Genomic DNA, 23,549 nt, shown 5'->3' with positions numbered 1-23,549 from the left:
TGGCGTGTATGTGCTGGTGGGCTTGGCGGCGCTGTATTCCATTTACCTGTGCGTGCGCAAGCTGCCAGCCAGGCTCTAGGGCAGGCATCTGCCCATCGGTAGCAATCCCAGGCGTGAGCATGAATTCAAGAAGCTGCAGGCATGCGCTAGTTGGGTGTTCTTATTGCGTGCGCAAATAGGCCAGCAAATCGGCCACTTGCTGCGCGTTGCCGATGCCCCAGAAGCGCATGTTGTTTCCAGGAATGAAATCGCTTGGGGCTGCAAGGAAGCTGGCCAGATTTTGCTCGGTCCAGACGATGTTCGCGTTTTTCATGGCGGTCGAATACTTGTAGTCGGTGGTGGAGCCGGCTTTGCGGCCAATCACGCCCGTCAGCTTGGGGCCGAAACCGCCGCGCGCCGATGGCCCCACCTGGTGGCAGGAAGCACACTTGCGAAATGCGGCCTTGCCTGCGTCGGCATTGCCCTTCAGTGTGGCGGGGGCGGCGGCTGCCTGCGCGGCAGCGCCTGGCGCCAGCAGCAAGGCTGCGGTGGCGAGAGGGGAGCAGCAGCGGAAAAGGAAGGTGGATTTCATCGGTGGGGCCGGAATGTGCGATAGGGCAAGGAATGACCCATTTTACAGGCGGCCATCAAAACATGCCCGCCACTGCGCGGCGATACAAGGTAGTGCTGCACGACGCCGTACAGGCTGGGCTGGGCTAAATGCGGCTAGCGCTTGCCGGCCTGTGCGCCCAGCGCCGCCATGGCCGACGCAAAGACGATGCAGGCGATGGCCAGCCACTGGGTTAGGCTCAGCAATTCTCCCAGCACGGCCATGGCGGCCAGCGCGCTGACGGCGGGCGCCGCGCTGCTGAACATGCCGAACACGCCTTGCGGCAAGCGGCGCAGGGCAAAGATTTCCAGCGAATACGGCAGGGCGCTGGACAGCATGGCAATGGCCAGGCCCATCAGCGCAATCGACGGCGCCAGCAGGGCCGTGCCCGAATACGTGATGCCGATAGGCACCGTCACCATGGCCGCCACCGTCATGCCCCAGGCCACGGCTTGACCGCCCTGCAAGGTCGAGGCGCGCTTGCCGAAAATGATATACAGCGCCCAGCACAGCGCCGCCCCCAGCGCATACGCCACGCCGACAGGGTCCAGGCTGCCCGGACTGCCTTGCAGGGGCAGCAGCAAATACAAGCCAAATACGGCGCACGCCACCGCCAGCAAATCGCGCGGCCGGCGCGATGCCAGCATGGCCACCGCCAGCGGCCCCGTCACCTCGATGGCGACCGCAATGCCAATGGGAATCAGCGCAAACGCCCGGTAAATCAACAAGTTCATCAGACCCAGTACGGAACCATAGACCAGCAGATTCAGCACATCCTTGCGCGTCAGCCGGAAACGCCATGGCCGGAAGATGGCCAGCAAGATCAATGCTGAAAACCCCACGCGATACGCCGTAATTCCCTCGACACCGATGACAGGAAACAAATTCTTCGCAATCGCCGCCCCCAGGTTGACGGAAATCTGCCCTCCCAGGACGGCCAGGGAAGGCAGCAGAATGCTGTCGGGGAGGGGAGAAGTCGAGGCGGGGGAGGTCATGGGGCGGTATTTTAATATGCCTGAGCAGTTTGTCAGATTTGACGCGATGCTTCGCGTCCTCTGTCATCAGGACGGACGACGGGACGCGCTGAGCGTAATGTTGAATGTTGAGTTAATCAGTGTCTGCCTGGCGATCACAACTGCTTCAGGTAATCATCAAAGCGCTGCCCGCGTTCGGACACGAAAGACTCGCCGGTTCGCCGCGCGGCCAACAGCCGCTCCAGGCGGAAATTGCGAAATTGATTGCGGCCCTGACACCAGGTAGTCAACAGCCACGTTTGGTCGAACATGGTCAACCCCAAAGGGTGGACACATCGCACGCTGTATTGCTCCCGAAGGTCCCTGTATTCAATTTCCAGCACCGCGCGTTGCCGGATGGCCAGGCGCAGCAAGCGCATGATGCCCGGCCCATGCTTTGCGGCATCGCCCACCGCAGTCGCCGCAAGCAAGGGTCTGCGCTCAAAGTGGCGGCGGCTATTGCTCGGCATGGCGGCACTGATTTTGGCAGTGACTCCGCGTGCGGCTTGCGCGAGCTCCTCGTCTCCCCTCGCCGCAACCAGATGCATGCCCAGCACGATGGCATCGAGTTCGTCCGGCTCAAAATGCAAAGGAGGTAAGAAATAGCCGGGCTTTAATTGATACCCCAAGCCCGGTTCGCCGCACACAGGCGCCCCCATGGCCTGCAAGTCGGCCATGTCGCGATACATAGTGCGTAGGGATACATGGAAAATGTCCGCTAAGGCTTGCGCTGCAACAGGTCGGCGAAACCCTCTGAGTTTCTCCAGTATTTGTAGCAGGCGCTGTGTGCGCATAGCGATGGTCTCCGGCGAAGTTTCACCCCTGACAAAAACTGTCAGGGGGTGGGCAATATACTACGACTCCCAAACTTACTGAACAGGAATAATTGCATGACACACCAAGAAAGCGTTGAAAAAGGCTTTGAAATCGGCCACTTCCGACTGAAACCTGGCACGACGGAAAGCGCATTAATGGCGGCCTGCAAACAAATGGAAGTCAAACACTTGCAACAGCAGGAAGGCTTTATTAGCCATCAGCTCGTTCGGCTTGATGATGGCCTCTATCTCGACTTGGTCGTCGCGCTAAGCCGAAGCGCTGCCGAGCGAATTTGCGGCTCATGGATAGGGCAGCCCGAGTGCGAGGCATTCCTGGCACTAATTGAAGCAGAATCGATTCAGTTCGGAACGATGCTGTGATGCTGCGCGCTAGCCAGGCGGCAGTGGCGTTGATGCGATAATATGCCGGTACGCACCCCCTCCAAAGCGTCAATGCCAGCGCATCATTCTGCAACAAGCGTGTGGTTTCGATGTTGCCAAAGCGGTAAGTTGATGCGGCAAGCGGGGGGAGTGGCATTTTATATTGGCTGCGATTCAAGAAAGGTATTCCATGCGTGTTTTCAGTATCGGCGACACCAATTTCGAAGTGGATGTGGCAAAATCCCGCATTGCTCTGACACCCGATGCCAATGGCTTGCTGGAGATCAATATCGATATCCATGGCGACGATGATGTGTTCATGCGCCTGACCGAGCCGGAGGATGCGCAATGGTCGTGGGCGCTGTATCCACCGGCCTTTTTCCTGCACGGCTTGCGCATACCGCAAGGGCAGGATGGCGCGCTGGCGATCGGGATGCTGGATACGCATCCCGAGGCGGAGGAATCGGGTATCTATATGATGGAGTATGGCGACGTGTCGGCCGTCAACATTATTGAATTGTCGGCACGGCGCCTGCTCGTGTCGGGCATGGTGGACTTATGCGGCGAGCGTCTGCCATTTCACATTGATATGCCGCGCGCATAGTGCCGGGGCCGGTCCCTTCGGCATCGGAATGCGCCCGCTTGGTGCGCATTCCCCCTCCTGCCTGATTACTCCAGCTTTAATGCCTTCGCCACATCCCCCCACGCCACGTACTTGAAGTTCTGCGGCCCATCGGGCAGGCGCTTGTAGCCGTCCTGTATCACCAGCATGCCTTGCGCATACGCGCCGCCCAGGTTGGCGGAGGTGACGTCGAGACCATCCGTTTCCGAGGTGCCATCGATGCCGGCGGCTAAGTTGAAGCCTACCTTGAAGCGGCCGCGCACTTGATACGGCGCGTGGGCGTCCAGCACCACGTAGCTGCTGTCGCCCTGGCTGGAGACGATCAGGTAGCCAGAGTCTGCCTTGCCGTTCGGCTGGCGGTAGATGGCCATGCCTTCCACGTCGGCGCTCAAGTGCGCACCCACCGGCAAGACCATGGTCAGGGCGTCCGGCTTGGCGGCGTCGGCCGAGGTGGCCCACACGCCGCGGGCCTCTTCGCCCAGGAATAGTCTGGCATTGGCGTCGTCGGCCACGCAGCCTTCCGGTTGCGTGGCGACCTTGAAGCTGCGCAAGAGGGTGGCGCTGAACTGCTTGCCGCTCATGGCGCTCATTTCGATCTTGTATTGCTGGAAGGTGCCGTCCTTGTCATTGATGAACGCTTCCACGCCGCCGCTGGCCGGCTGGTACAGGCACATGCCGTAGATGCTCTTCAGGCCGGTCGGGAAACGGCCCGCTTCCGCCACGACTCCATCGGCATTGATGGTGAACAGCATCATGCTATTGTCGTCGCGTTGGGTAGCGACGGCCAGATCGACCTTGCTGCCATTGAACTGGATGTGCTGGCGCACGTCGACGTTGTTCAAACGGCCCACTTCCAGCAACTGCGTCTGCTTGCCTTGCAAGTCGTAGACCAATAAACCCTGCTTCTTGTTGGTACCGAGGATGCGTGCATTGGCCGGATCGCTGGCCAGCCAGATGGCCGGATCGTCGGCCGCGTCGCCCTGGCGCGCCATCGGTGCCGTCTGCGCCTGTGGGGCGATGATGGCAACCGCAGCCACCGTTTCCGCTTGGCCCGCCCATTTCAAGGGCCGCGCCTGCCAGCCATTTTTACCACGCAGCAGCACGGAACCGGCATCGATGGCTAGTTGGCTATCGCCCTTGCGCACATTCAAGGCCACCGCCTGGGCTGGCTGCGCGGTCCATTTACCTTCCTGATGGGCGATCAGGTGCAGCTTGTCCGCCTTGCCGTCGAGCACGGCCACGCCGCCCGGCAGCACGGCCAGCGCACCGGCGCCGCCGTCCAGCTGGCCGTACGGCTTGCGCAGGGCCACCACTTCGCGCTTGCCCATGCCTTCGGACTCGGCCTCATACGCCCACACGCCCATAGTCGATTCGCTCACCAGCAGGCGCTGCGCGCCATCGTCGACTCTGCAATGCTTGGCGTGCGGTGGCAGGGCCAGCTTGCGTACCAGGCTGCGCTGTTCGCCCTGCATCACCCACTGTTCTGCTTGCCCATCCTTGCCGATCAAGAACAGATGGTCGAGCTGCTGGGCGTCGCGGTACAAACACGATGCTTCCACGGAAAACGTGGGCACGGGAAACGGCGCCAGCTTGACCAGTTTGCCGGCCTGCACGTCGACGCTGACGGGCAGCGGGCGCTGCGTATCCGCCTCCAGGAACACGGCCAGCACGTGATTGCCGTCAAGGCGCGTGTCGAGCTGCTTGGCGCGCACGGCGATGCGGTCCTGTTCCTGGCCGGCGGCGTTGAACAGGCGCAAGCCGTGTTTGTCCAGCGTCAGCCAGCCGTCACCGGGCAGGCGGGCCAGCTCTTCGGCCTCCTGCGTGAAGGAAGGCAAAGTGTTGGCAGGGGCGGCCTGCACGATGCCGCTGAGGCAAGCCAGCAAAGCGCTGCAGAGTACGGTTTTTTTCATGTTATTGGGGATCATCATCAGAAGGCGCTGGCTTTCAGGCTCACTTTGAAAGTGCGGCCGTATTGTTCATTCTGCACGTTGTATTGCTGCGTGCCCTGGTAGACATAGTATTTCTCGTTGTTCAGGTTGGCCGCCTCAAAGACCACCTGGAACTGCTTGTTGATCTGGTAGGACAGCGAGAAATCGAGCTGCTTCTGGCTGGCGACGATGTGGTCCTGGCTTGGGTCGAGGATATCGCCGCCCATTTCCAGCAGGTAGGGCGACTTGTAGTTGAGGGCCAGGCGGGCGCTGACCGGGCCCGTTTCATAGCCGAGCATCAAGTTCATCACCTGGTTTGACTGGCCCGGCAGGCGTATGTCGCGCTGCAACTGTTTGTTGCTGGGCTTGTCGAAACGTCCGATCTGCGCGCTCGAGGTGCTCAGGGTGCCATTCACGCCGACGAGAAACTTGTTGAACGGCGCCGGCAGCATGCGCAGCGGCTGCATGTAAGCCAGTTCGATGCCTTTGACCTTGGCCGCATCGCCATTCGCATACGAGGTGGCCGAGGTGTAATTGGCCCACTGACCCGTGCCGGCCAGGTTGGTCGTGTAAGTAAAATTCTTGATGTCCTTGTAGAAACCGTAGGCCGACATCACGCCGTCGTTGCCCAGCACGCGCTCGACGCCCAAATCCAGGTTGTTGGCCTTCAAGGGTTTCAAGTCAGGATTGCCGATCACGGCTTCCGTGTTGCTGGCCAGGCTGATGCCGGGCGCCAATTGGCTGAAGTTGGCGCGCACCACGGCTTGCGTCCAGGCGGCCCGCACGCTGGTTTTTTGATCCAGGTCATAACGGGCTTGCAGGTTCGGCAGCCAGTTGGTGTACGAACGTTCGCGCGTCAGTGCCGTGGCCAACCCGGCGCTGTCCACCTGCGAGCCGGCCGCTTCAAAACTCGTACGCTCGGCGCGCACGCCACCCAGGATGTGCCAGGCATCGAAGTCGACGCTGTTTTGCACATACATGGCGTTGATGTCTTCATGCATGCGGTAATCGTTGATGATCGATTCCGTCGCCAGGCGCGCCTTGTCGCGGTCCAGTCCCGCGACGCGGGCGCGTATCAGGGCCGGGTCCAGCGCCACGCCGATGTTGCCCAGGTCATAGTCGAGGGTGTGGCCCTGCACGAAGGCGCTCATCGAGGTGGAGCCAGGCCCCCAGTAATTGTCGCTCGAGGCCTTGCTGCTGTTATACGCCCATTGATCCGTGTCATTGCTTTTTTCGCGGCGGCTGACTTTCGCGCCGAATTTCAAGGTGGCGATATCGAACTTGCGTGCCAGGTCGATGCGCGCATGGTGCTCATTGTCCTTCGAGTAGCGCTTTTGCAGGGTGATGGCGTTCAGCGCATAGCTGGCCGGATCGTACAGCGAAGCGGGGCCGCTCAAGACAGGTTCCTGCGTGTCATGGAAAGCGATGCCGGCGAAATTACTGGTTCCGCGGAAACGGCCGTCGTTCAGGGCTTCCGGCGTGTCTTCCGTGGCGCGGCTCATGCCGCCTTTTACGTCCAGGGTCCAGTCGCCCGATTTTTGCTGCGTGCCCAGCACGAGCGAGCGCACTTGCTGCGTATACTTGCGCTGGCGGATACGGCGCTCGGCGCGCGCGCTGGCCGTCTGGTCCTCGGCCAGGCTACCGCCCGTGATATTGCTGATGGTCAGGCGGTCGCGCACCTCATTGTCGGAAAATTCGCTGACGAACGAGCGCAAAAACCAGCTGTTGCCCGCTTCCGGGCGGTAATCGAGGTTGAGGGCAAGAGCGCCGCGCTTGCGCACGGGCAGGTAGTCGCGCAATTCCAGGCTCGACAATTTCCCCTTGCTCCAGGAGCCGCCCGTTTCCACGTTATCGGAGCCGAATGAGCGCTTTTCCGCGCTCAGGCCGGCGGCCACGCCCAGCTTGCCGTCGAGGAAGCGCTGAGCCCACAGGGCGCCGCCGCTGGGGCTGGTCTTGCCGGTCTTTTCATCATGGCTGGCGGCCACGTTGGCCGACAGCAGCTTGCCCGGCAAGTCGAAGGCGGACAGCGATTTGACTTCGATGGTGGCGCCCAGCGAGTTGGCGTCCATTTCCGGAAGTAAAGTCTTCGACACTTCCAATGTACGGATCAGGCCGGCAGGCAGGATGTCCAGCGCCACGGCGCGGCGGCCCGCTTCCGGGGACGGCACCAGTGCGCCGTTAATGGTGACGGCATTCAGGTCGGGCCCCAGGCCGCGCACGGTGATGTAGCGGCCTTCGCCCTGGTCGCGTTGCACGGACACGCCTGGCAAGCGGGCCAGCGCCTCGGCCGCGTTTTTATCGGGCAAGCCACCGATATCGTCGCTGCTGATGACGCTGATGATGTTGTCGGCCTTCTCTTGCGCCGCGATGGCGTTGCGCAGGCTGGCGCGCTGGCCGCTGACGACCACGGTGGCGGCCGCCTGGCCAAGCGCATCTTGCGCTTGCGCGTGGCTTTGGCTGCCAAAGACGGCCATGACGGCCAAGGCCACGGCCGTCAGGCGCAGAGTGGAGGGGAAGGAAGTGTGCATGGTTTTCATGAAGGGCTCGGTTAGGGGGAAGGAACCGGGCGGATTCTAGGCAGCAAATATGACGCTTGCGTGACAGGGGCGGGCGCAGCGCCCCGAAAACAAGGGCATGTGAACGCTTTCCGGCCGGAAATGAACCGTGGTGAGCTGAAATGACCTGCCACCGCAGGGCGCAAGGGCAATGGCTTGCCGGATTTGCATGAGTGGCCATGTTAATGGTGAGCCGTTTGCACCTGCCACGCGGGCGCTGGACATGTCATCGTGCCGTCATGGGCGGGCGTTATCGTGGCGACAGCACCACTTTTAAAGGTTTCCACATGCTGCCGTTGCACCGTAATAGCCTGATTGCCGCCGCGCTGGCCTTGCCCCTGTTCTTTTTTCTGTACGCCACACTCGGTCACCTGAAACCGTTTGCCATCTGGAAGTGGATGGACATCGTCTGCGAAGGCGGCACGGCCGTGATGGCGGGCATCTGGTTCCTGTTTACCCTCAGCAGCCGTCCGCGCGGACGGGTGACGAGCTTGATCGCTGGCGGCCTGTGCGCCATCATGCTGGGTTCCTGGGCCGATTGCCTCGACGAATTCTTTGCCGTCGATAAACAGGAAGTGTGGGACAACTGGCTGGAAGCCTTGATTCCGTTTGGCATGCTGGTGCTGACGATCGGCATGTATTACTGGCGCCAGGAACAGTTCCGTCTGAACGAGCACCTGCAAAAGCGCGAACGCCTGTTCCGCGACCACCGCGCCTTCGACCGCATCACGCAACTGGCTGATGCCAGCTACCTGCGCACGCAGATGCGCCTGGAGCAGGAACGCCGCCCGGGCCTCGATTGCGCGCTGGTCTTGCTCGACATCGACAGCTTTCACCTGATTAACCGCGAATACGGCCACCGCGAAGGCGACCGCGTGCTGCAAGCCGTGGGCCATATGCTGTTGTTGAACTTGCGCAATGACGACTTGCTGTGCCGCTATGCGGGCGACCGCTTTGCCGTGCTGATGCCGGGCGTGTCGCGCGAGGAGGCGGCCGTGAAGGCGCGCCATCTGTGCGCCATGGTGGGGCAGATGCGCCACCACGCCAACGACAACCGCGAAATCCGTTTGAGCCTGCGGCATGCCTGCTCGCTCACCGATGGCGTGCCGGAAGTGGTGCTGGCCGAGCTGAGCCGGGCCGTGGAAACGCCCGGCCGGAGCGCCAGTCTCAGGGCCGGCAGCGTCGCGCCTGCCTGATGCCGTTGCAACAGCAGGGCGACCCCGGCATCGCGGCCCATCACCAGCCGGCGCTGGTGCTCGATTATGCGCGCAGCCGCGAGCTGGCCACGGCGCCACTGCTCAAGGGCACGGGCCTCGATGGGGGCGCGCTGCCGTCCGCGGAAAGCCAGGTGAGCGCCGCGCAATACCTGCAATTGCTGGCCAATGTTGCGCGCGGTCTGGACAGTGCCGACACCAGCTTCATGCTGGGTCAGCAAATGCTGCCCGGCCATTACGGCGCAGCCAGCCATGCCTTGCTGCAGGCGCAGAATCTGCGTCAGGCCCTGGCCATCCTGTGCGACTTTCATACCTTGCTGTGTCCGCTGCTGCAACCGCGCCTGCGCGAGGCGGGCGACATGCATGTGCTGTACTGGGTCGACGCATTTGGCGCGCCGAGCCAGCTGCCTTTTTTGGTGGAAATGCACATGACGGCGCTGGCGGCCATGTGCCGCTGGCTGGCCGGCGAGGCGCTGCCGTGGCGCTTCTGCTTCAACCGCGCGCGGCCCCGTCACGTAGAGCAGCATGAAGTGCACCTGGGTCAGGCGCTGCGTTTCGATTGCCAGGTCGACGCCATGCTGATCGATTCCAGCTGGCTCGACAAACCTTGGCCGCGCGGCAATGCTACGGCGGCCGCGCTGGCCTTGCGGGCGGCGGCCCTGGCGCCCTTGCCCGCCGCCAGCCTGCTCGGTGCGCTGTACGACTACCTGCTGGCCAATATCCGCTGCGCGCCCACCCTGGAACGCACGGCGCAGGAGTTCGGCGTCAGCCCCGCCACCTTGAAACGCCACCTGGCGCGCCATGGCACGCACTTCCAGGCCGAGCTGGACCAGGTACGCGCGCACAAGGCCATCTACCTGTTCCAGGCGCATGGCTACGACAACGATGCCGTGGCCGCCTACCTCGGCTTTCATGATGCCACCAACTTCCGCCGCTCGTTCAAGCGCTGGACGGGGCAAACGCCGCAGCTATTGCGTCACGCGCTGGCCTTGTTCGTTGCTGGCTGAAGACGTTCTGCAGGCTGCGTCGCACGCCAGCGCCACGCACAGTCGTTCCATAGGGAACAATTGCCCGTTCTGCTACATCCATAGTACACTCGATCAGAGAGCGAACAGATGCGCTTTGAGGCGCTCCGGCAAGGCGTCACACGACGCCGCAATCCGCCATCTTGATGGCAGGGCCGGCGGCAGACGACCGGTGTGCCGTGCCTTAACCCCGCCTGGAAATTGGCGTCACCAGTGTGGTGCGCCGGAAACCGGGCAACTTGATAATGCTCAATCGTGTATTCACAATCGCAGATCGATCCAGTCGTCAGTTTCCGCAACACCCAGGGTGAGGCGGTCCGCGGCACGATTTTCAACTTGCAGCGCAATTCGCTGGTCATGGAAATCTACAATCCATACTCGATTGTGCAGGTCAGCGAGGTGCTCAATGACGTGACGGTGCGCATGGGGGCGAAGAACGCCTATGTGGGCAAGGCCGTCGTCATCAGCAGCGTCAACACGGGCCTGACCGCCATCGTTTCCGTCACCCTGATCGACGAATGGCGCGAATTGAGCGACGTGGTTGTGGTCAAGGGCGCCGTGGCGAAAGAGTCCAGCGCCTTTGTCGCTGGCTGGGGCGAGCGCTTCCGCATCCGCCGCGACTACCAGATCGTCGTCAACGAAATGCGCGCCTTCCTGTCGGAAGTGGCGCGCTGGGTCGAGCAGGTCGACTTGTCCGACTCGCTGCCCAAGGAAAACGGCCGCCTGCGTCCCGATATCTTCGATGAACTGGCCTTGCCGCTGATGGAGCAGACCCAGCTGTACCTGCGCCAGCTCGAGGTGGAAGCGTCGCTGGTCGAGGAAGAGCGGGCGCCGGCCCACCGCGCCTTCGCCCAGGCGGCGCTGCACCCGCTGATCCTGCGCGCGCCCTTCGTCTTCCGCACGTTTACCAAGCCGCTCGGCTATGCGGGCGATTACCAGATGGTCAACCAGTTGCTGGACGATCCGCGGCAAGGACCGAGCACGTATTTTCAGATCGTCAATGCGGCCTTTTTACAAGCGGCCGTGGCGACGGCGCACCGCAACCGCATCGATATCCTGACGGAGTTCCTGGCGCAAAAGGCGGCTGCGGCGCGCGCGGCAGGGCGGGTCTACAAGGTGCTCAACGTGGGCTGCGGCCCGGCCATCGAAGTGCAGCGTTTCCTGGAAACCTGCGCGGATGCACAGTGGCTGGCGTTCGAACTGGTCGACTTCAGCAGCGAGACGCTGGACTGGACGCGCGCGCGCCTGACGACCATCATGCAGCGCACGGGGCGCGTGGTCGAGATCGATTATGTGCACGATTCCGTGCATAACCTGCTGAAGCGCCGCCATGGCTCCGGCGTCACAGGCTTGCCCGGCAGTTTCGACGCCGTGTATTGCGCCGGCCTGTTCGACTATCTGTCCGACAAGGTGTGCGCGCGCCTGCTGATGCACTTCGCCTCGCGCGTGGGGCCCGGCGGGCGCCTGCTGGTGACGAATGTGCACGCGAATAATCCGGGCAAGTTCGGCATGGAGCATTTGCTGGAGTGGCATTTGATCTATCGCAATGAAGAGGGGCTGTCGGCCTTGCTGCCCGAGCATGCAATGGATCCGCTGATCTATGTCGACGCGACGGGCGTGAATGTGTTCGCGGAAGTGAGCATTCCTTGATGGATACTCCAGGCCTGCACGCCGGCTACACGGCCGTTTTGCGCGACTTCCGCCTGGAATTCAGCCGCGGCGGGGCCTACACGGGCATCGTGCTGATCCTGCTGGGCATGGGCCTCGATTCGGCCCTGTATCCGGACATGCAGTCGGCCTTCACCAGTGCGCGTATCGTTGTGTCCGTGCTGATTCTTTGCGTCGTGCTGGCCATGCGCACGCGCTGGGCGCAAGATCGCATCCAGGGGCTCACTTTCGTGTGGCTGATCCTGCCGCAAATCATGATCGCCTGGATGATCGCCGTCACGGAAGGCGCCACCTCGATCTATTATGTGGGCATGACCCTGGCCATCTATTCGTCGGGCATCGTGCTGGCCTTCGGCCTGTGGCAAAACATGGTCTTCGGCGCCATTTCCTGCCTGCTATATGTGGCCGCTTGCGCCTGGCATGCGGGCGGCTTGGCGTTGCCGGCCACGTTCGTGGTCAACTGTCTGTTCCTCATCATGTCGGCCAGCATCAGCGCCGTATTTACCTATTTCAACGAGCGCGCCCGCTTCATGCTGTTCCAGCTGAAGGCGGAAGTGGCGCAAAAGAACACGCAGCTGGAAGAAACGAATAAAAGCCTGGCCGACATCAAGGGACAGATGCTGCAGCAGGAAAAAATGGCTGCCATCGGCACCCTGGCCGCCGGCATGCTGCATGAGGTCAATAACCCCGTGAATTTCTGCATGATGGCCATCGAGGTGGCCATCGAAGACCCGGCCGCCAAGCAAAGCGCGCTGGTCAGCGAATGCCTGGCCGACGCCAAGGAGGGCATGCTGCGCGTGCAGCACATCGTGTCCGACTTGAAGACCTTTGCCTACCGCAAGAGCGGCAACCAGCTGGAGACGGGGCACTTCCAGTTTCGCAGCGCGCTCGACGCGGCCATCCGCCTGGTGGGGCATGAAACGAAAAATGTCAGCATCAGCCACGACTTGCCGGTCGACACCCTGGTGCGCGGCGACGAGGCGGCCATCGTGGGCGTGCTGATCAACTTGCTGGGCAATGCCGTGCTGTCCATGCGCAAGGGCAATGTGCCGCCGTTCGAGATCCGCATTACGGCACACTGGGATGAAAACCGCCTGCGCATCAGCGTGCGCGACAATGGTCCGGGCATCGCCCCGGAAAACCTGGCGCGCGTGTTCGAACCGTTCTTTACCACGCGCGAAGTGGGGCAGGGCCTGGGCTTGGGCCTGAGCATCAGCTATGGCGTGATCGAGCGCCACGGCGGCACCCTGAGCGCCGAAAGCGAGCTGGGCCAATGGGCCAGCATGAACTTCGACCTGCAGCGCTCCGATTGGGAGGGCCGCTAGCATGGACAGCGATAGCCGCGCCAGTGTGCTGTACGTGGACGATGAAGCACTCGCCTGCAAGTATTTCGAGCGTGCCGTCGGTACGCGCTACCGGGTGCTGACGGCGCAGAGCGTCGACGCGGCACTAGCTTTGCTGGAAGACGAGGCCGCCCAGATCGACGTGCTCGTCACCGACTACCGCATGCCGGACCGCCTTGGTAGCGAGCTGTTGCAGGAAGTGGCGCAGCGCTATCCGCACATCGTTTGCATGCTGGTTACCGCGTATGCGGACAAGGACGTGCTGCTTGAGCTGATCAACGGCGGCTCGCTGTTCCGCCTGCTGGAAAAGCCGCTCGACCTGGTCGCCATGCAAACGGCGCTGCAGCTGGCCGTGCAGACGGGGCGCGAGCGCGCCGCGCGCCGCCAGGGGCTGGTGGCGATGGAAGAATCGCTGGCCTTTCTCGCGCATGAATTGAACACGCCGCTGGCGGCCATCGCCAATTTCGCGCGCGGCATCGGGCGGCGTGCGCAGGGCGATCGTGCGTCGCAAGCCGAGATCGGCGAAGCGGCTGCCTTGATGCACGACAATGCGCGCTATTGCCTGTCCGTGCTGGCCAGCTTCGTCGATACGGTGCGCCTGGCCAGCGCCGGACCTGGCATGCAGGGCGGACGCCGCGCCGGCAGTGCGCGCCAGTTGCTGGCCGCCTTGCTCGACAGCTACCCCTTGAGCACGGCCCAGCGCGCCGCCATCACGCTCGAAGATGGCGAAGATTTCGCCATCTTCGAGTCGCCCAATTGCGTCGCGCTGATCCTGTCTTCCGTGCTGGCGTACGCCTTGCGCTCGGCCGGCGAGCAAGCCCATCCGGTGATCGGCATCCGCATCGATGCCGGCCGCATCACGGTACGCGACAATGGCGCCGGCATCGCCCCCGATATTGTCGAACAGCTGTTGGTCGACCCCGTCAGTGCCAGCGGCGGCGAAGGCAAGGGCTGGGGCATGGTATTTTGCCACCGCATGATGCAGTCGTTCGGCGGCAACCTCGATATCGCCACCGAGTTTGGCAGTTACACCACGGTAACCCTGAATTTTCCAGTACATATAAGGAACGAGCATGATTGACGCCAATCTGCGTTTACCGGCTCAGCGTGAGCCGGCGCAAGGCTTGCCGACGATACTCTATGTCGATGACGAGGCCAACGCCCTCAAATACTTCCAGCGCGCCATCGCGCCGCTGGCCGACGTGTTGACGGCCACCTCGGTCGAGGAAGGCAAGCGCATCCTCGACGAGCAGGCCGACCGCATCGCCGTACTGGTGTCGGACCAGCGCATGCCCGGCGCCTACGGCAATGAGCTGCTGTCGTACTGCTGGGACCGCCATCCGCATATCGTGCGTATCCTGACCACGGCGTATTCCGAGCTGGAGCACACGGTGGAAGCCGTCAACCAGGGGCAGATTCACCGCTACATCCAGAAGCCGTGGGATATCGCGGCGCTGCGCATGGAATTGAAACAGGCGCTGGAATTGGCGCGGCTGCGCAATGAACACGCCCAGTTGCTGCGCGAAAAGCTGATGGTGCGCCAGCGGCAGGCCGTCGCCAACCGCATCGGCACCCTGTACGCCCTGTGCGCCAGTCTGGCAGGTCCGGAGCAGCAGCTGCCTGTGGAAGCGTATTTGTCGGCCGCCCTGACGGCCGGCGTTACGCCGCCCGAGCCGGACTGGCTGCTGATGGATTATGCCGACCTGGTCAGTTCGGAAGCCTTCCGCGGCACGGCCTTTGCCGCCGCCGTGCGCCAGCAGCTCGACACGCTCGAACGCGAGCATCCGGGGCGAGGCGTGGAGCAAGCCATCGACATGCTGTTACCCGTGTTTGGTGCAGCGTTGCAAAACCAGGGCGGCACGGCGCTGTTCCTCGATGGCCGCCTGCTGACGGAATTTCTGGAAACGCCTACCACCACGCCCGTCTCGGCCATCCACTCCTTCTGGCTGGCCAGCTTGCTGTGGCTGGCGCGGCGCGGCTGGTCCCTGCAGCTGAGCAAGACTGAGCAAGGCTTGCAAGGCAAGGTGGTGCAGGCTGAAGCGCCGCTCACGCCGGACCACCTGGCGGCGTGGATCGAGCAGTTCTGACGGCGTCGCGAAAACAGGGCCGCGCGGGCCCTGTTTCGGTTGGCTGCGGGCGTCTTAGCGCTCTGCGGCCGCCTTCAGGTTGATCAAGCCTTTTTCAAAATCCTTGCCGATCATCTTGTCCATGCTGACGAAGACCGTCATGACCTTGCTGAAGTAGGGGCTGGGGCCTGTCATGGTCCAGTTCACCTTGGTGCTGTCGCCCTCGGGCGTCATGGTAAACGTGGTGCTGTTATGGCTTTCAAACGGCTTGAGGAAGTCCAGCTTGATGACGGTGCGCTCGGGCTGGGCCGCTTCCATGATTTCCATGCTGCCGGATCCCACCTTGTCGTTGCCCTGCCACGCATATTGCGCGCCCTGGCCGCTGGCCGGTCCCGCAAAGGTGCGGCGCATGGCCGGATCGAGCTTTTCCCACGGCGACCAGGCGGCCCAGTAATGGAAATCCGTGATCAGGGCGGCGATTTTCTCGGGCGGGGCTTGGATGGTGATTTCGCGCTGGACACTGAAGGTGTCGGGTTTGGTGGTGGCATAGCCGAGGATGGCGGCGACGACGACGACGATCAGCAACAGGGTTTTTTTGATCATATGCTCTCCAAATCTTGAATGGTCGATGCGAACAAATCAAGGCAATCTTAGCAGATATGAATGGCTGTGCGCGGCCTGTTGACCTTTATTTGCGCCAGCTCCACGCAGGGCCGCCTGCCGCCTGGCACAGGCGCGCACGCCAGGTCTGTGCCGGTTTGTGGTCCGGGCTGCCCATCCGCTAGAATGCTGGCCTGCAAAGATTTCAGAGGGAAATATGATTCAACGATCGATCGCCAGGCTGACCCTGGCGTGCGGCCTGCTGGCTTGCGCCTTTGCCGCGAACCTGGCGCATGCCGATGCCTGTCCTGCCCATTACGTCGATGGCCGCAAGCCGGAAATCACCAACGCCAAGCTCGACGTGGCGACCACGGAGCTGTGCTACAAGGTCTTTGGCGTGATGCACTCGGGTATTACGCGCACGCCGCTGTGGTCGGCCGAGCACTTGACAGCGAACAAGCTGGAAGCGGCGCAGGACTTGTCGCGCGAAAATTCCTTCCATGCGGAACGCAAGCTGCCCGCCGCCCAGCGGGCGGAACTGACCGACTATGCGCGCAGCGGCTTCGACCGTGGTCACATGGCGCCCAACGGCGACATGCCGGACCGCCAGAGCCAGCGCGACAGCTTCACCCTGGCCAACATGGTGCCGCAAGATGCGCGCAACAACCGCTATGTGTGGGCCGGCATCGAAGGCGCCGTGCGCAAGATGGCGAAGAAGGAGGGCGATTTATACGTAATCACGGGGCCGGCTTTCATTGGCGGCAACTTGCGCAAGGTAGGCAGGGTGATCGTGCCCAGTCATCTGTACAAGGCCGTGTACAGCCCGCGCCAGCGCGCCGGCGCCGCCTACTTCATCGAAAACGTCGATACCAAGGCATATGAAATACTGAGCATTGCGCAACTGGAAGACAGGATAGGCATCGATCTGTTACCGTCGCTGACGCGTCAGCAAAAGCTGCGCATGCTGAGTTTGCCGAAGATCAATAGCAAGTCCAGGAAATAAGACCATCAAGAAGGAAACCCCATGTGCGCAAAGAAATTCGTCCCGTATGCCAATGAAAGCGATGTGCTGGAGATCGGTGGCCTGAGCATCGAAAACCGTGTCGACCGCATCAGCATCAGCGGCGACATCGACCTGACCCGGGACAAGCCGGGCCTGGCCCTGGCCAAACAGCTGCAAAAACTGCTGGCCGACGTGGTGGCGCAGCTGGAAAAGCAGGCGCTGCCCGACCAGTTGCCGCCGCCCGAGGTGACGTCGGTGGCCAATCCCTTCGAGTGACGTTGGCCATGGCCGGGCCGCTTCAATATCGTCAGGCCAGGCCGGAAACCCGCTTGAGTTCGGCCAGCAGCAAATCCCAATGCCAGATCTGCTCTGGAATGTACGATGCGCCGCCCGGCCCCGGGCGCAGCATGACTTCGGTTGCCACGCCTTTTGCCATGAGCTCGCGTTGCGCCCACTGCATCACGCGGCGCTGTCCCGTCAGCCAGCTGCGATGTTCAGGCGACAGCAGTGCCAGGGCGTGGGGCAGGCGACAAGCGAGGGTTTGCCGCAGGCGAATGACCGCTGCTTTGTCTGTCCGCTCAAAGGCAGGTTCAAGCACGTAGGCCTGGCCGGCCGCGTCGCGGACGTCATATTTATCCTGCAGATAGGTACTGACATGGTTTCCGCTCACAACGGTCTCGATCTTGCCCGACAGGACGTCAAGCAGGAATGCATTGACGCCGACGTAGCAAAATTCGCTGCGTCCATGCACCACGTATGCCTCGGAATTGGCGCGGATGATCCAGTAGTCGCCGCGTTCGGACAGGACACAACACTGGATCGCGTGCTTCATGTAGTGCGGCGACTGCGGATCGCCTTCGCAGAGCCGCAATATCATTGCTTGTGCAGTGTCAGCGCTGATCATCATTTTCGCTGGCCCCGTGACCATTGCAGATAATGCAGGGCAATCGCGATGCCGCTCATGCCGATGGCCCAGTTCCGCAGTTGCCACAGCGACGGCCCCATTTGAACTGCGTACGGTGACATATATTTATAGAAAAACATCTGCACCAGGTACAGGGCGAATGCCGTGGCCAGGATGCCGGCCCTGGCCAGGCGGCCCGGTGTCTTGCCCACCCACTCCGCGATAAAAATGATCGGCAAGGCAATAAAGAGCAGCTTGTCGCGATGCAGGCTTGCCGGATAGATCTCGGTAATGCCCAATACAATCGCATTCAGGCACCAGTAGGCATAGACGGCAGCGATGATGTACAGGCACGCGCCGATGCCCCGCCGGCCGCCAGGGCTGGGGCGGGGCAGTTTCGCTGATGCAAAGTAGAGCCGGGCATCCTCGCGGTACAGCAGGTAGAGGAAGGCCGCGAACGCCGGTACTGCAAACAGCAGTCGCAGGGCGAGGCTGCCCTGTGCCGGTGATTCGATGGTGATCATCACACCCATGCTGATCATGCCCGCGATGACGTAGGCCATGCGCGCCCAGCGCTGTGCGCAAAGCAGACCCATGGCAATGAAAAAATTGCCATAGCCACATGCTTCAAACAACTGCAGCGCACCGGACGCCATGTGGCGGCCAAACAGCAGGAAATAAGTGACCATGCCACCCGCGTTCATGAGTAAAAAATAGGCAGTCACCGTGACGGCTGGGGGACGCGGGCGTCTCGCCTGGCTGCTGTCGGGCATAGTCGGCGGGAGCGTCTCCGGTCGTGGAGAATCGAATACTTCGAATGTCATGAGGATGTACGCGCCATGAATTTGCTACGGCAGGGCGCGCGGCAGGCGCCCGTGCGGAATGGAATCCCATCCGACGGCCTGCATCGGATGGGGCTGATACAGCGCCGGCTTACTTGGCGAACGCGTCGCTTGCCGGCGTGATCGTCACCGCTTCCGGCTTGATGTGCAGCTGCATCGCGCCGATGACCTTGTCTTCATCGAGCAGCGCCTGCGGCTTGTTGCCGTCGTACTTGATCGGGGAAAACGCGTCGCTGACGAGCTTGTCCTTCAAGCCGGCCGCATCCTTGGCAATGATCACCACGGACAGGTTCTTGGCCGACAGATGCTGTTTGATGGCGCGGTTGACGTCTTCTACCGTCAGCTTCGACAAGCCGTCGCGCATCAACTTGGTGAACTCGGGCGTGCCATACCATTGGGAATCGAGCGCGTAACCCAGTTGCTGGTCTTGCGTCGACGTCATGACAAACACGTTTTTCATCAGGTAGTCGCGCGTGGTGGCGAAATCGTCCTGCGTCAAGCCGTTGTCGATGAGCTTGGCCAATTCCGTCAAGGCCACGCGCAGGGCGAAGTGGGCATTGTCCGGCGCCACAGGGCGTATCCAGATTTCGAACAGCTGTGCCTTGCGGCCCAGGTTCGGGTTCGGGAAGAACTGGAACATGCCGCGCGGGAAGGCTTCGATATACGCGTAATCGCCATAGTTCATGCCGCGAATTTCACGGATGCGCTGGTACAGATAGGAATTCGAGGCGCGATGCTCGCCCAGCCACGTTTTCGCCAGCCACAGGGCGGGGAAGTCCGGGTGCGTGCGTGTCACGTCGAGCGGCAGGCCGAAGGAAATCGCCGTGGCGCGCGTGTTCTTTTCGATGATTTCCACTTCCAGTCCCTGTGCCTTGCGGCCCGCAGGTTTCACGCTGGCCGGCAAGCCGGGGCCGGCCGGCAAGCTTGCCAGCGCCTGCGTCAGCGAGGCTGTCATGGCGTCGGAGACGTCGCCGGAAATGCCTACCTTGACGGCGCCTTGCGCATACGCGCTCTTCCAGAACTGTTTCACGTCGTCCAGGGTGATGGCGTCGATGCCGGCCACCGTGCCCAGCACCGGGTGGCCATACGGCGTACCCGCGTAGACATTGGTTTGCAGGCGCTCCTTGGCGAACTCCTCTTCGTTATTGTCCTTCAGGTCCAGCAGCAGCGCGTTCTTTTGCGCATCCTTCAGGCGGTGGAAGTCGTCCTCGCGAAAACCGGGCGACAGCAGCAGCGGCAGGGCAATGGCGTTGAACTGGCTCCAGTTATCCTTGTGGATCGAGCCCGTAAACGTCGTCATTTCCTTGTCCGTCTGCTGGCTGAAGCTGCCGGCCAGCGGGAACAGGGCCTGGTTGACTTCGTCGATCTTGCGTTCGGACGAGCCACCGGACGCCACCATGGCGGCCGTCAGCGCGGCCAGGCCTTCCTTGCCTTTGGGGTCTTGCGCGGAACCGGCCGTAAACAGCAGTTTGTAGCGGATTTGCGGCAGCGCAGACTTTTGCACCAGCACGTCGAACTTGGCGTTCGACACCGCCGGCAGCAGGCTGGCCAGCTTCGGCGTGTTGGCGATGGCGGCCGGCATGGCGGCGTGCGACAGGGTCGTCACCACCAGGCCGTCGTCCGTCAGGTATTTGCGCGCGGCCGCCTGCAGGTCGGCCGGCGTGAGGGTATCGATCAGACGGTAGTACTGGTTGATGGTGGCATACGAGCGGTCGAAATGCACGAAGGACGCCAGGGTGCCGGCGATCTGCTCCGTGTTGTCGAGCGAGCGGATCAAGCCATATTTTTCGGCCGACTTGGCGTCCGCCAGGTCTTTTTCGCTCACTAGCGTGTCGCGCAGCTGCGCCACGGTGGCCAGGATGGCGTCGCGCACGTAGACGGCGTCGGCGATGTTTTTCACGCGCGCGCCCAGCACGGCCAGGGTCGGGTCGACGCGGTCCGGCGTCATGTCGAACAATTGATCGACCTTTTGCTCATTTTGCACCAGGCGCTTGTACAGCGGCGAAGTGCGGCCGAACGACAGTGACAGTAAGGTGGCCAGCGCGGCCTGGTCCTTGTCCTTGACGGAAAACGCAGGCGCGTGGAAGCCGACGGCCACCCACGGCAGGGTCGGCGTGGGCCAGGCCACGTGCTTGTAGACGGGACCATGCGGCTTTGGCTCCACGGGGACGGCCGCCTGCTGCTTGCCGCGCTGCCAGCCGCTCCAGTATTTTTCCACCAGCGCGATGGCTTGCTGCGGTTCCACGTCGCCGGCGATGATGATGGTGGTGCGCTCGGGACGGTACCAGCGGTCGAAGAACACCTTCGAATACGCGTACTGGTTCGGCATGTCTTCGATGTCCTGGATGAAACCCATCGTCGTGTGCTTGTAGGTATGCGTCGTGTAGGCGCTGTCGCGCATCACTTCGAACAGTTTCGAGACGGGATTGGCGCTGTTCTTGTTGTATTCGCCCAGCACGGCCCGCGATTCCGTCTTGAACGCGTCTTCCGCGTAATCGAGATGCTGGAAGCGGTCAGCCTCCACCTTCAGCACGGTTTCCAGGTCTTGCTTGGCAAACGTCGTGTGGTAATTGGTCAAGTCGTCGCTCGTATAGGCATTCTGGCGCGCGCCGGCCCGGGTGATGACTTCCTGGTATTTCTCGGGCGGAAAAGCCTTGGTGCCGCGAAACATCATGTGCTCGAAGAAATGCGCGAAGCCGGACTTGCCCGGCTCGACTTCATTGCGCGACCCCGTCTGCACGGGAATCTGCAGCGAGACCAGGTTGGGGAAGCCGGTCGGCACGATGATGATTTTCAAGCCGTTGGCCAGGGTCTTTTCCGTCGCCTTGAAGGGCAGCAGGTCGGCTTGGTGAGCAACGGCGCCATGGGCGGCGGCAGGCTTGACGGGCGCGGCGCCCAGATTCGACGAGGCCATGGCCGACAGGGCCAGGGCGAAAGCGGGGATGAATGTGGGTAGCAATGCGGGCATGAATCTTGACACGAGGGCTCCTTCTTTTTGGATTTTATGAAAGTGCAACGCCGCAGCATAGAAGATTCGCGCCGCTGTGCATAGGGGCAAGTGTTTTGGCAGGTCAGGGCTGCCCCGTCAATGCTGCTCCAGGAACGGGCAAGGCCTGCCGCAGGGGCGGGGGCTTACGGGAGCGTCGTTTCCGGCAGGCTGATGCGGTTGCGCCCCAGGTGCTTGGCGCGGTACAGGGCGCAGTCGGCCGTGTGGATCAATTGGCCCAGTTCCGTGCCGGGGCCGGGCAGGGCCGTGGCGGCGCCGATGCTGACAGTGACGCAGGCGCCGTCCGGACGCTTGCGTGGCAGTTGCAGCCGCTCCACGCGCTGGCGGATGCGTTCGGCCACGATGGCCGCGCCCTTCAGCGACTGGTTAGGCAGGATGACGGCAAATTCTTCGCCGCCATAGCGGGCCACCAGGTCGTTCGTGCGCATTTCGCTGGACACGGCGCCGGCTACCTTGCGCAGGCACAGGTCGCCGCCCTGGTGGCCGTGGCTGTCGTTGTACTCCTTGAAATTGTCGACATCGACCATCAGCAGCGACAGCGGCTGGTCCTGCCGCTGGGCGCGCTGCCATTCGGCAAGGATGGTGTCGTCGAAGCAACGCCGGTTCGCCAGGCCCGTCAAGCCGTCGCGCGTGGCCAGGCGTTCCAGTTCCACGTGCGCGCGTTTTTCGTCCGTCATGTCGCGCAGGGTTTCGACCACGGCGATCAGTTCTCCGTGATTGCCGTAGATGGGACTGGCATCGACGGCCAGGTAGCGCCGCCGCCCCGTGCGCGGCATGTCGCACCAGTTTTCGGCGCACAGATTGTTGCCCGTGCTGCTGCGGTACTGCTGCTGTGCGTGCAAGGCGCGCATGTCGCCGCCGCGTCCGGCCAGTAGCAGGTCGGCCAGGGTGGGGCGCTCGTCGTTGTAGAAGCAGCGGCCCGGCTCACGGGTGCGCAGCACCTCGGCCGCCGGCACGCCCGTCAGCTGTTCGCAGGCGCGGTTCCAGATCATCACCTGTCCATGCACATCGAGGACAAAGGTGGGCACCACCAGCAATTCCATCATCTTGACGGCGAAACCCTGGGCTTCCTCACAGGGCGATGCGCTGGCATGTGCATGGCTATCGGGCATGTGCTTTTCCTTCCTGGTGGTGAACGGGGCTGGCTGCTTGCTCATGATGCAGCGCGGTGGGCCAATGGTGTTGATATGGGGCAATATTTTCACTCTTGCACCAAGGACGCATCCTCGCAGGTGGCCAGTGGCAGGGACAGGCGCAAGGTGGTCCCGGCACCGCTGCGGCTGTCGATGTGCAGGCTGCCGCCGGCTGCGGCCACGCGCTCGTGTATGCCGGACAGGCCGCAACCGAGGCGCGGCGGCGAGCCGGACAGCCCGACGCCATCGTCGCTGATGCGGCAAGCCAGGGTGGCGCCCGCTTGCCGCAGGCACAGCTGGACATTCGCGGCGCGCGCATGGCGGGCGATATTGGCCAGCGCTTCCTGTACCACGTGGTATAGCAGCACGCCATGCGCGCGCCCGGCGGCGCCGTCGAGGCGGTAATCGCAGCGGCACTCGATGCCCGTGCTGCGCCTGAAGTCGGCCAGCAATTCCTCGCACGCCGCTTGCAGGCCCGCGTCGAGGGCGGGCGGGCGCAAGTCATGGATGACGCAGCGCAGCGCCGCGATGCTGAGGTCGACATTGCGCACGATGACGGACAGTTGTTGCGTCAGCTGAGGCGCCACATCATGCGTGCTGGTCTGCAGCATGGACAGGTCGAGTTTCAGCGTCAGCAAATGCTGGCCCAGGTCGTCGTGGATGTCGCGCCCGATGCGCAAGCGTTCCTGCTCGCGCGCCTGTTGCTGTCCGCTGGCCAGGCGTGCCTGTTCGGCATCCGTGCGCAGTTGTTCCACCGCCTGCCGGTGCAGCGCCAGCCGATGCTGGCGCCACAGCAGCAGCGCCAGCGCGCCCAGCAGGATGGCACAGGCCGTTAGCATGG

21 protein-coding genes are annotated in these 23,549 nt (G+C 62.6%); 10 read left to right on the top strand and 11 right to left on the bottom strand.

What is annotated here, in order from left to right; all coding sequences use genetic code 11:
- Positions 1-160 precede the first annotated feature (160 nt).
- The 3 genes from K0F85_RS09475 to K0F85_RS09465 all read right to left on the bottom strand — a co-directional run bounded on the left by K0F85_RS09475 (position 161) and on the right by K0F85_RS09465 (position 2,396).
- Positions 161-571: a cytochrome c family protein gene (locus K0F85_RS09475; protein WP_219115790.1), complete on the bottom strand. Its 411-nt coding sequence runs from the start codon at positions 569-571 to the stop codon at positions 161-163.
- A gap of 134 nt (positions 572-705) precedes the next feature.
- The gene (locus K0F85_RS09470; protein WP_219115789.1) at positions 706-1,584 is read right to left on the bottom strand and encodes an EamA family transporter; all 879 of its coding nucleotides are present in this window, start codon (positions 1,582-1,584) and stop codon (positions 706-708) included.
- A 134-nt stretch (positions 1,585-1,718) separates the two neighbouring features.
- Positions 1,719-2,396 (bottom strand): YafY family protein, encoded by a 678-nt coding sequence (locus tag K0F85_RS09465; RefSeq protein WP_219115788.1) that lies wholly within the window; start codon positions 2,394-2,396, stop codon positions 1,719-1,721.
- A gap of 96 nt (positions 2,397-2,492) precedes the next feature.
- Here K0F85_RS09465 and K0F85_RS09460 point away from each other — a divergent pair, with 96 nt between their 5' ends.
- Together K0F85_RS09460 and K0F85_RS09455 are read left to right on the top strand one after the other, a co-directional pair.
- Entirely contained in the window at positions 2,493-2,798 is a 306-nt protein-coding gene (locus K0F85_RS09460) for a hypothetical protein (RefSeq protein WP_219115787.1), read from the top strand.
- Positions 2,799-2,988: 190 nt separating this feature from the next.
- Positions 2,989-3,402: a hypothetical protein gene (locus K0F85_RS09455; RefSeq protein WP_219115786.1), complete on the top strand. Its 414-nt coding sequence runs from the start codon at positions 2,989-2,991 to the stop codon at positions 3,400-3,402.
- Positions 3,403-3,467: 65 nt separating this feature from the next.
- Here K0F85_RS09455 and K0F85_RS09450 read toward each other — a convergent pair whose 3' ends face one another.
- Together K0F85_RS09450 and K0F85_RS09445 are read right to left on the bottom strand one after the other, a co-directional pair.
- Positions 3,468-5,330, bottom strand: a complete 1,863-nt coding sequence (locus K0F85_RS09450) for a phytase (RefSeq protein ID WP_219115785.1) — start codon at positions 5,328-5,330, stop codon at positions 3,468-3,470.
- A gap of 17 nt (positions 5,331-5,347) precedes the next feature.
- Positions 5,348-7,876: a TonB-dependent receptor gene (locus tag K0F85_RS09445; RefSeq protein ID WP_257572650.1), complete on the bottom strand. Its 2,529-nt coding sequence runs from the start codon at positions 7,874-7,876 to the stop codon at positions 5,348-5,350.
- Positions 7,877-8,082: 206 nt separating this feature from the next.
- Here K0F85_RS09445 and K0F85_RS09440 point away from each other — a divergent pair, with 206 nt between their 5' ends.
- The 6 genes from K0F85_RS09440 (at position 8,083) to K0F85_RS09415 (ending at position 15,240) form a co-directional block, all read left to right on the top strand.
- On the top strand, positions 8,083-9,099 hold the full coding sequence (locus tag K0F85_RS09440) for a GGDEF domain-containing protein (RefSeq protein WP_257572649.1): 1,017 nt from the start codon (positions 8,083-8,085) through the stop codon (positions 9,097-9,099).
- Positions 9,099-10,124 carry an AraC family transcriptional regulator gene (locus tag K0F85_RS09435; protein ID WP_257572648.1) on the top strand — a complete coding sequence of 342 codons (1,026 nt, stop codon included), beginning with the start codon at positions 9,099-9,101 and terminating at the stop codon, positions 10,122-10,124. The genes K0F85_RS09440 and K0F85_RS09435 overlap by 1 nt, the downstream gene beginning before the upstream one ends.
- A gap of 273 nt (positions 10,125-10,397) precedes the next feature.
- Positions 10,398-11,792: a bifunctional 2-polyprenyl-6-hydroxyphenol methylase/3-demethylubiquinol 3-O-methyltransferase UbiG gene (locus tag K0F85_RS09430; protein WP_219115783.1), complete on the top strand. Its 1,395-nt coding sequence runs from the start codon at positions 10,398-10,400 to the stop codon at positions 11,790-11,792.
- Complete coding sequence (locus K0F85_RS09425; RefSeq protein ID WP_219115782.1) at positions 11,792-13,135, top strand: sensor histidine kinase; 1,344 nt, start codon at positions 11,792-11,794, stop codon at positions 13,133-13,135. The genes K0F85_RS09430 and K0F85_RS09425 overlap by 1 nt, the downstream gene beginning before the upstream one ends.
- Before the next feature lies 1 nt (position 13,136).
- The gene (locus K0F85_RS09420; protein WP_219115781.1) at positions 13,137-14,234 is read left to right on the top strand and encodes a hybrid sensor histidine kinase/response regulator; all 1,098 of its coding nucleotides are present in this window, start codon (positions 13,137-13,139) and stop codon (positions 14,232-14,234) included.
- Positions 14,227-15,240, top strand: coding sequence for a response regulator (locus K0F85_RS09415; protein ID WP_219115780.1), 1,014 nt, complete (start codon positions 14,227-14,229; stop codon positions 15,238-15,240). The genes K0F85_RS09420 and K0F85_RS09415 overlap by 8 nt, the downstream gene beginning before the upstream one ends.
- 54 nt (positions 15,241-15,294) lie before the next feature.
- Here K0F85_RS09415 and K0F85_RS09410 read toward each other — a convergent pair whose 3' ends face one another.
- Positions 15,295-15,822, bottom strand: a complete 528-nt coding sequence (locus K0F85_RS09410) for an SRPBCC family protein (protein ID WP_219115779.1) — start codon at positions 15,820-15,822, stop codon at positions 15,295-15,297.
- Positions 15,823-16,036: 214 nt separating this feature from the next.
- Between K0F85_RS09410 and K0F85_RS09405 the strand changes: the two genes are divergently transcribed.
- Positions 16,037-16,822 carry a DNA/RNA non-specific endonuclease gene (locus K0F85_RS09405; protein WP_219115778.1) on the top strand — a complete coding sequence of 262 codons (786 nt, stop codon included), beginning with the start codon at positions 16,037-16,039 and terminating at the stop codon, positions 16,820-16,822.
- 21 nt (positions 16,823-16,843) lie between these two features.
- Positions 16,844-17,098: a hypothetical protein gene (locus K0F85_RS09400; protein ID WP_219115777.1), complete on the top strand. Its 255-nt coding sequence runs from the start codon at positions 16,844-16,846 to the stop codon at positions 17,096-17,098.
- Positions 17,099-17,129: 31 nt separating this feature from the next.
- Here K0F85_RS09400 and K0F85_RS09395 read toward each other — a convergent pair whose 3' ends face one another.
- The 5 genes from K0F85_RS09395 to K0F85_RS09375 all read right to left on the bottom strand — a co-directional run.
- Positions 17,130-17,729 carry a hypothetical protein gene (locus K0F85_RS09395; RefSeq protein ID WP_219115776.1) on the bottom strand — a complete coding sequence of 200 codons (600 nt, stop codon included), beginning with the start codon at positions 17,727-17,729 and terminating at the stop codon, positions 17,130-17,132.
- On the bottom strand, positions 17,726-18,550 hold the full coding sequence (locus K0F85_RS09390; RefSeq protein ID WP_219115775.1) for a hypothetical protein: 825 nt from the start codon (positions 18,548-18,550) through the stop codon (positions 17,726-17,728). The genes K0F85_RS09395 and K0F85_RS09390 overlap by 4 nt, the downstream gene beginning before the upstream one ends.
- A gap of 109 nt (positions 18,551-18,659) precedes the next feature.
- Positions 18,660-21,536, bottom strand: coding sequence for a pitrilysin family protein (locus K0F85_RS09385; protein WP_219115774.1), 2,877 nt, complete (start codon positions 21,534-21,536; stop codon positions 18,660-18,662).
- Between the two features lie 164 nt (positions 21,537-21,700).
- Positions 21,701-22,687: a diguanylate cyclase gene (locus K0F85_RS09380; protein WP_257572647.1), complete on the bottom strand. Its 987-nt coding sequence runs from the start codon at positions 22,685-22,687 to the stop codon at positions 21,701-21,703.
- A gap of 89 nt (positions 22,688-22,776) precedes the next feature.
- A partial coding sequence (locus K0F85_RS09375) for a sensor histidine kinase (RefSeq protein WP_219115772.1) occupies positions 22,777-23,549 on the bottom strand: 773 nt, incomplete at its 5' end.

The sequence above is a fragment of the Janthinobacterium sp. UMAB-56 genome (assembly GCF_900095265.1).
In the GTDB taxonomy this organism is placed as follows: Bacteria; Pseudomonadota; Gammaproteobacteria; order Burkholderiales; family Burkholderiaceae_D; genus Janthinobacterium.
The sequence above is the reverse complement of the archived record's forward strand: the minus strand, read 5'-3'. Positions and strand labels throughout refer to the sequence as shown.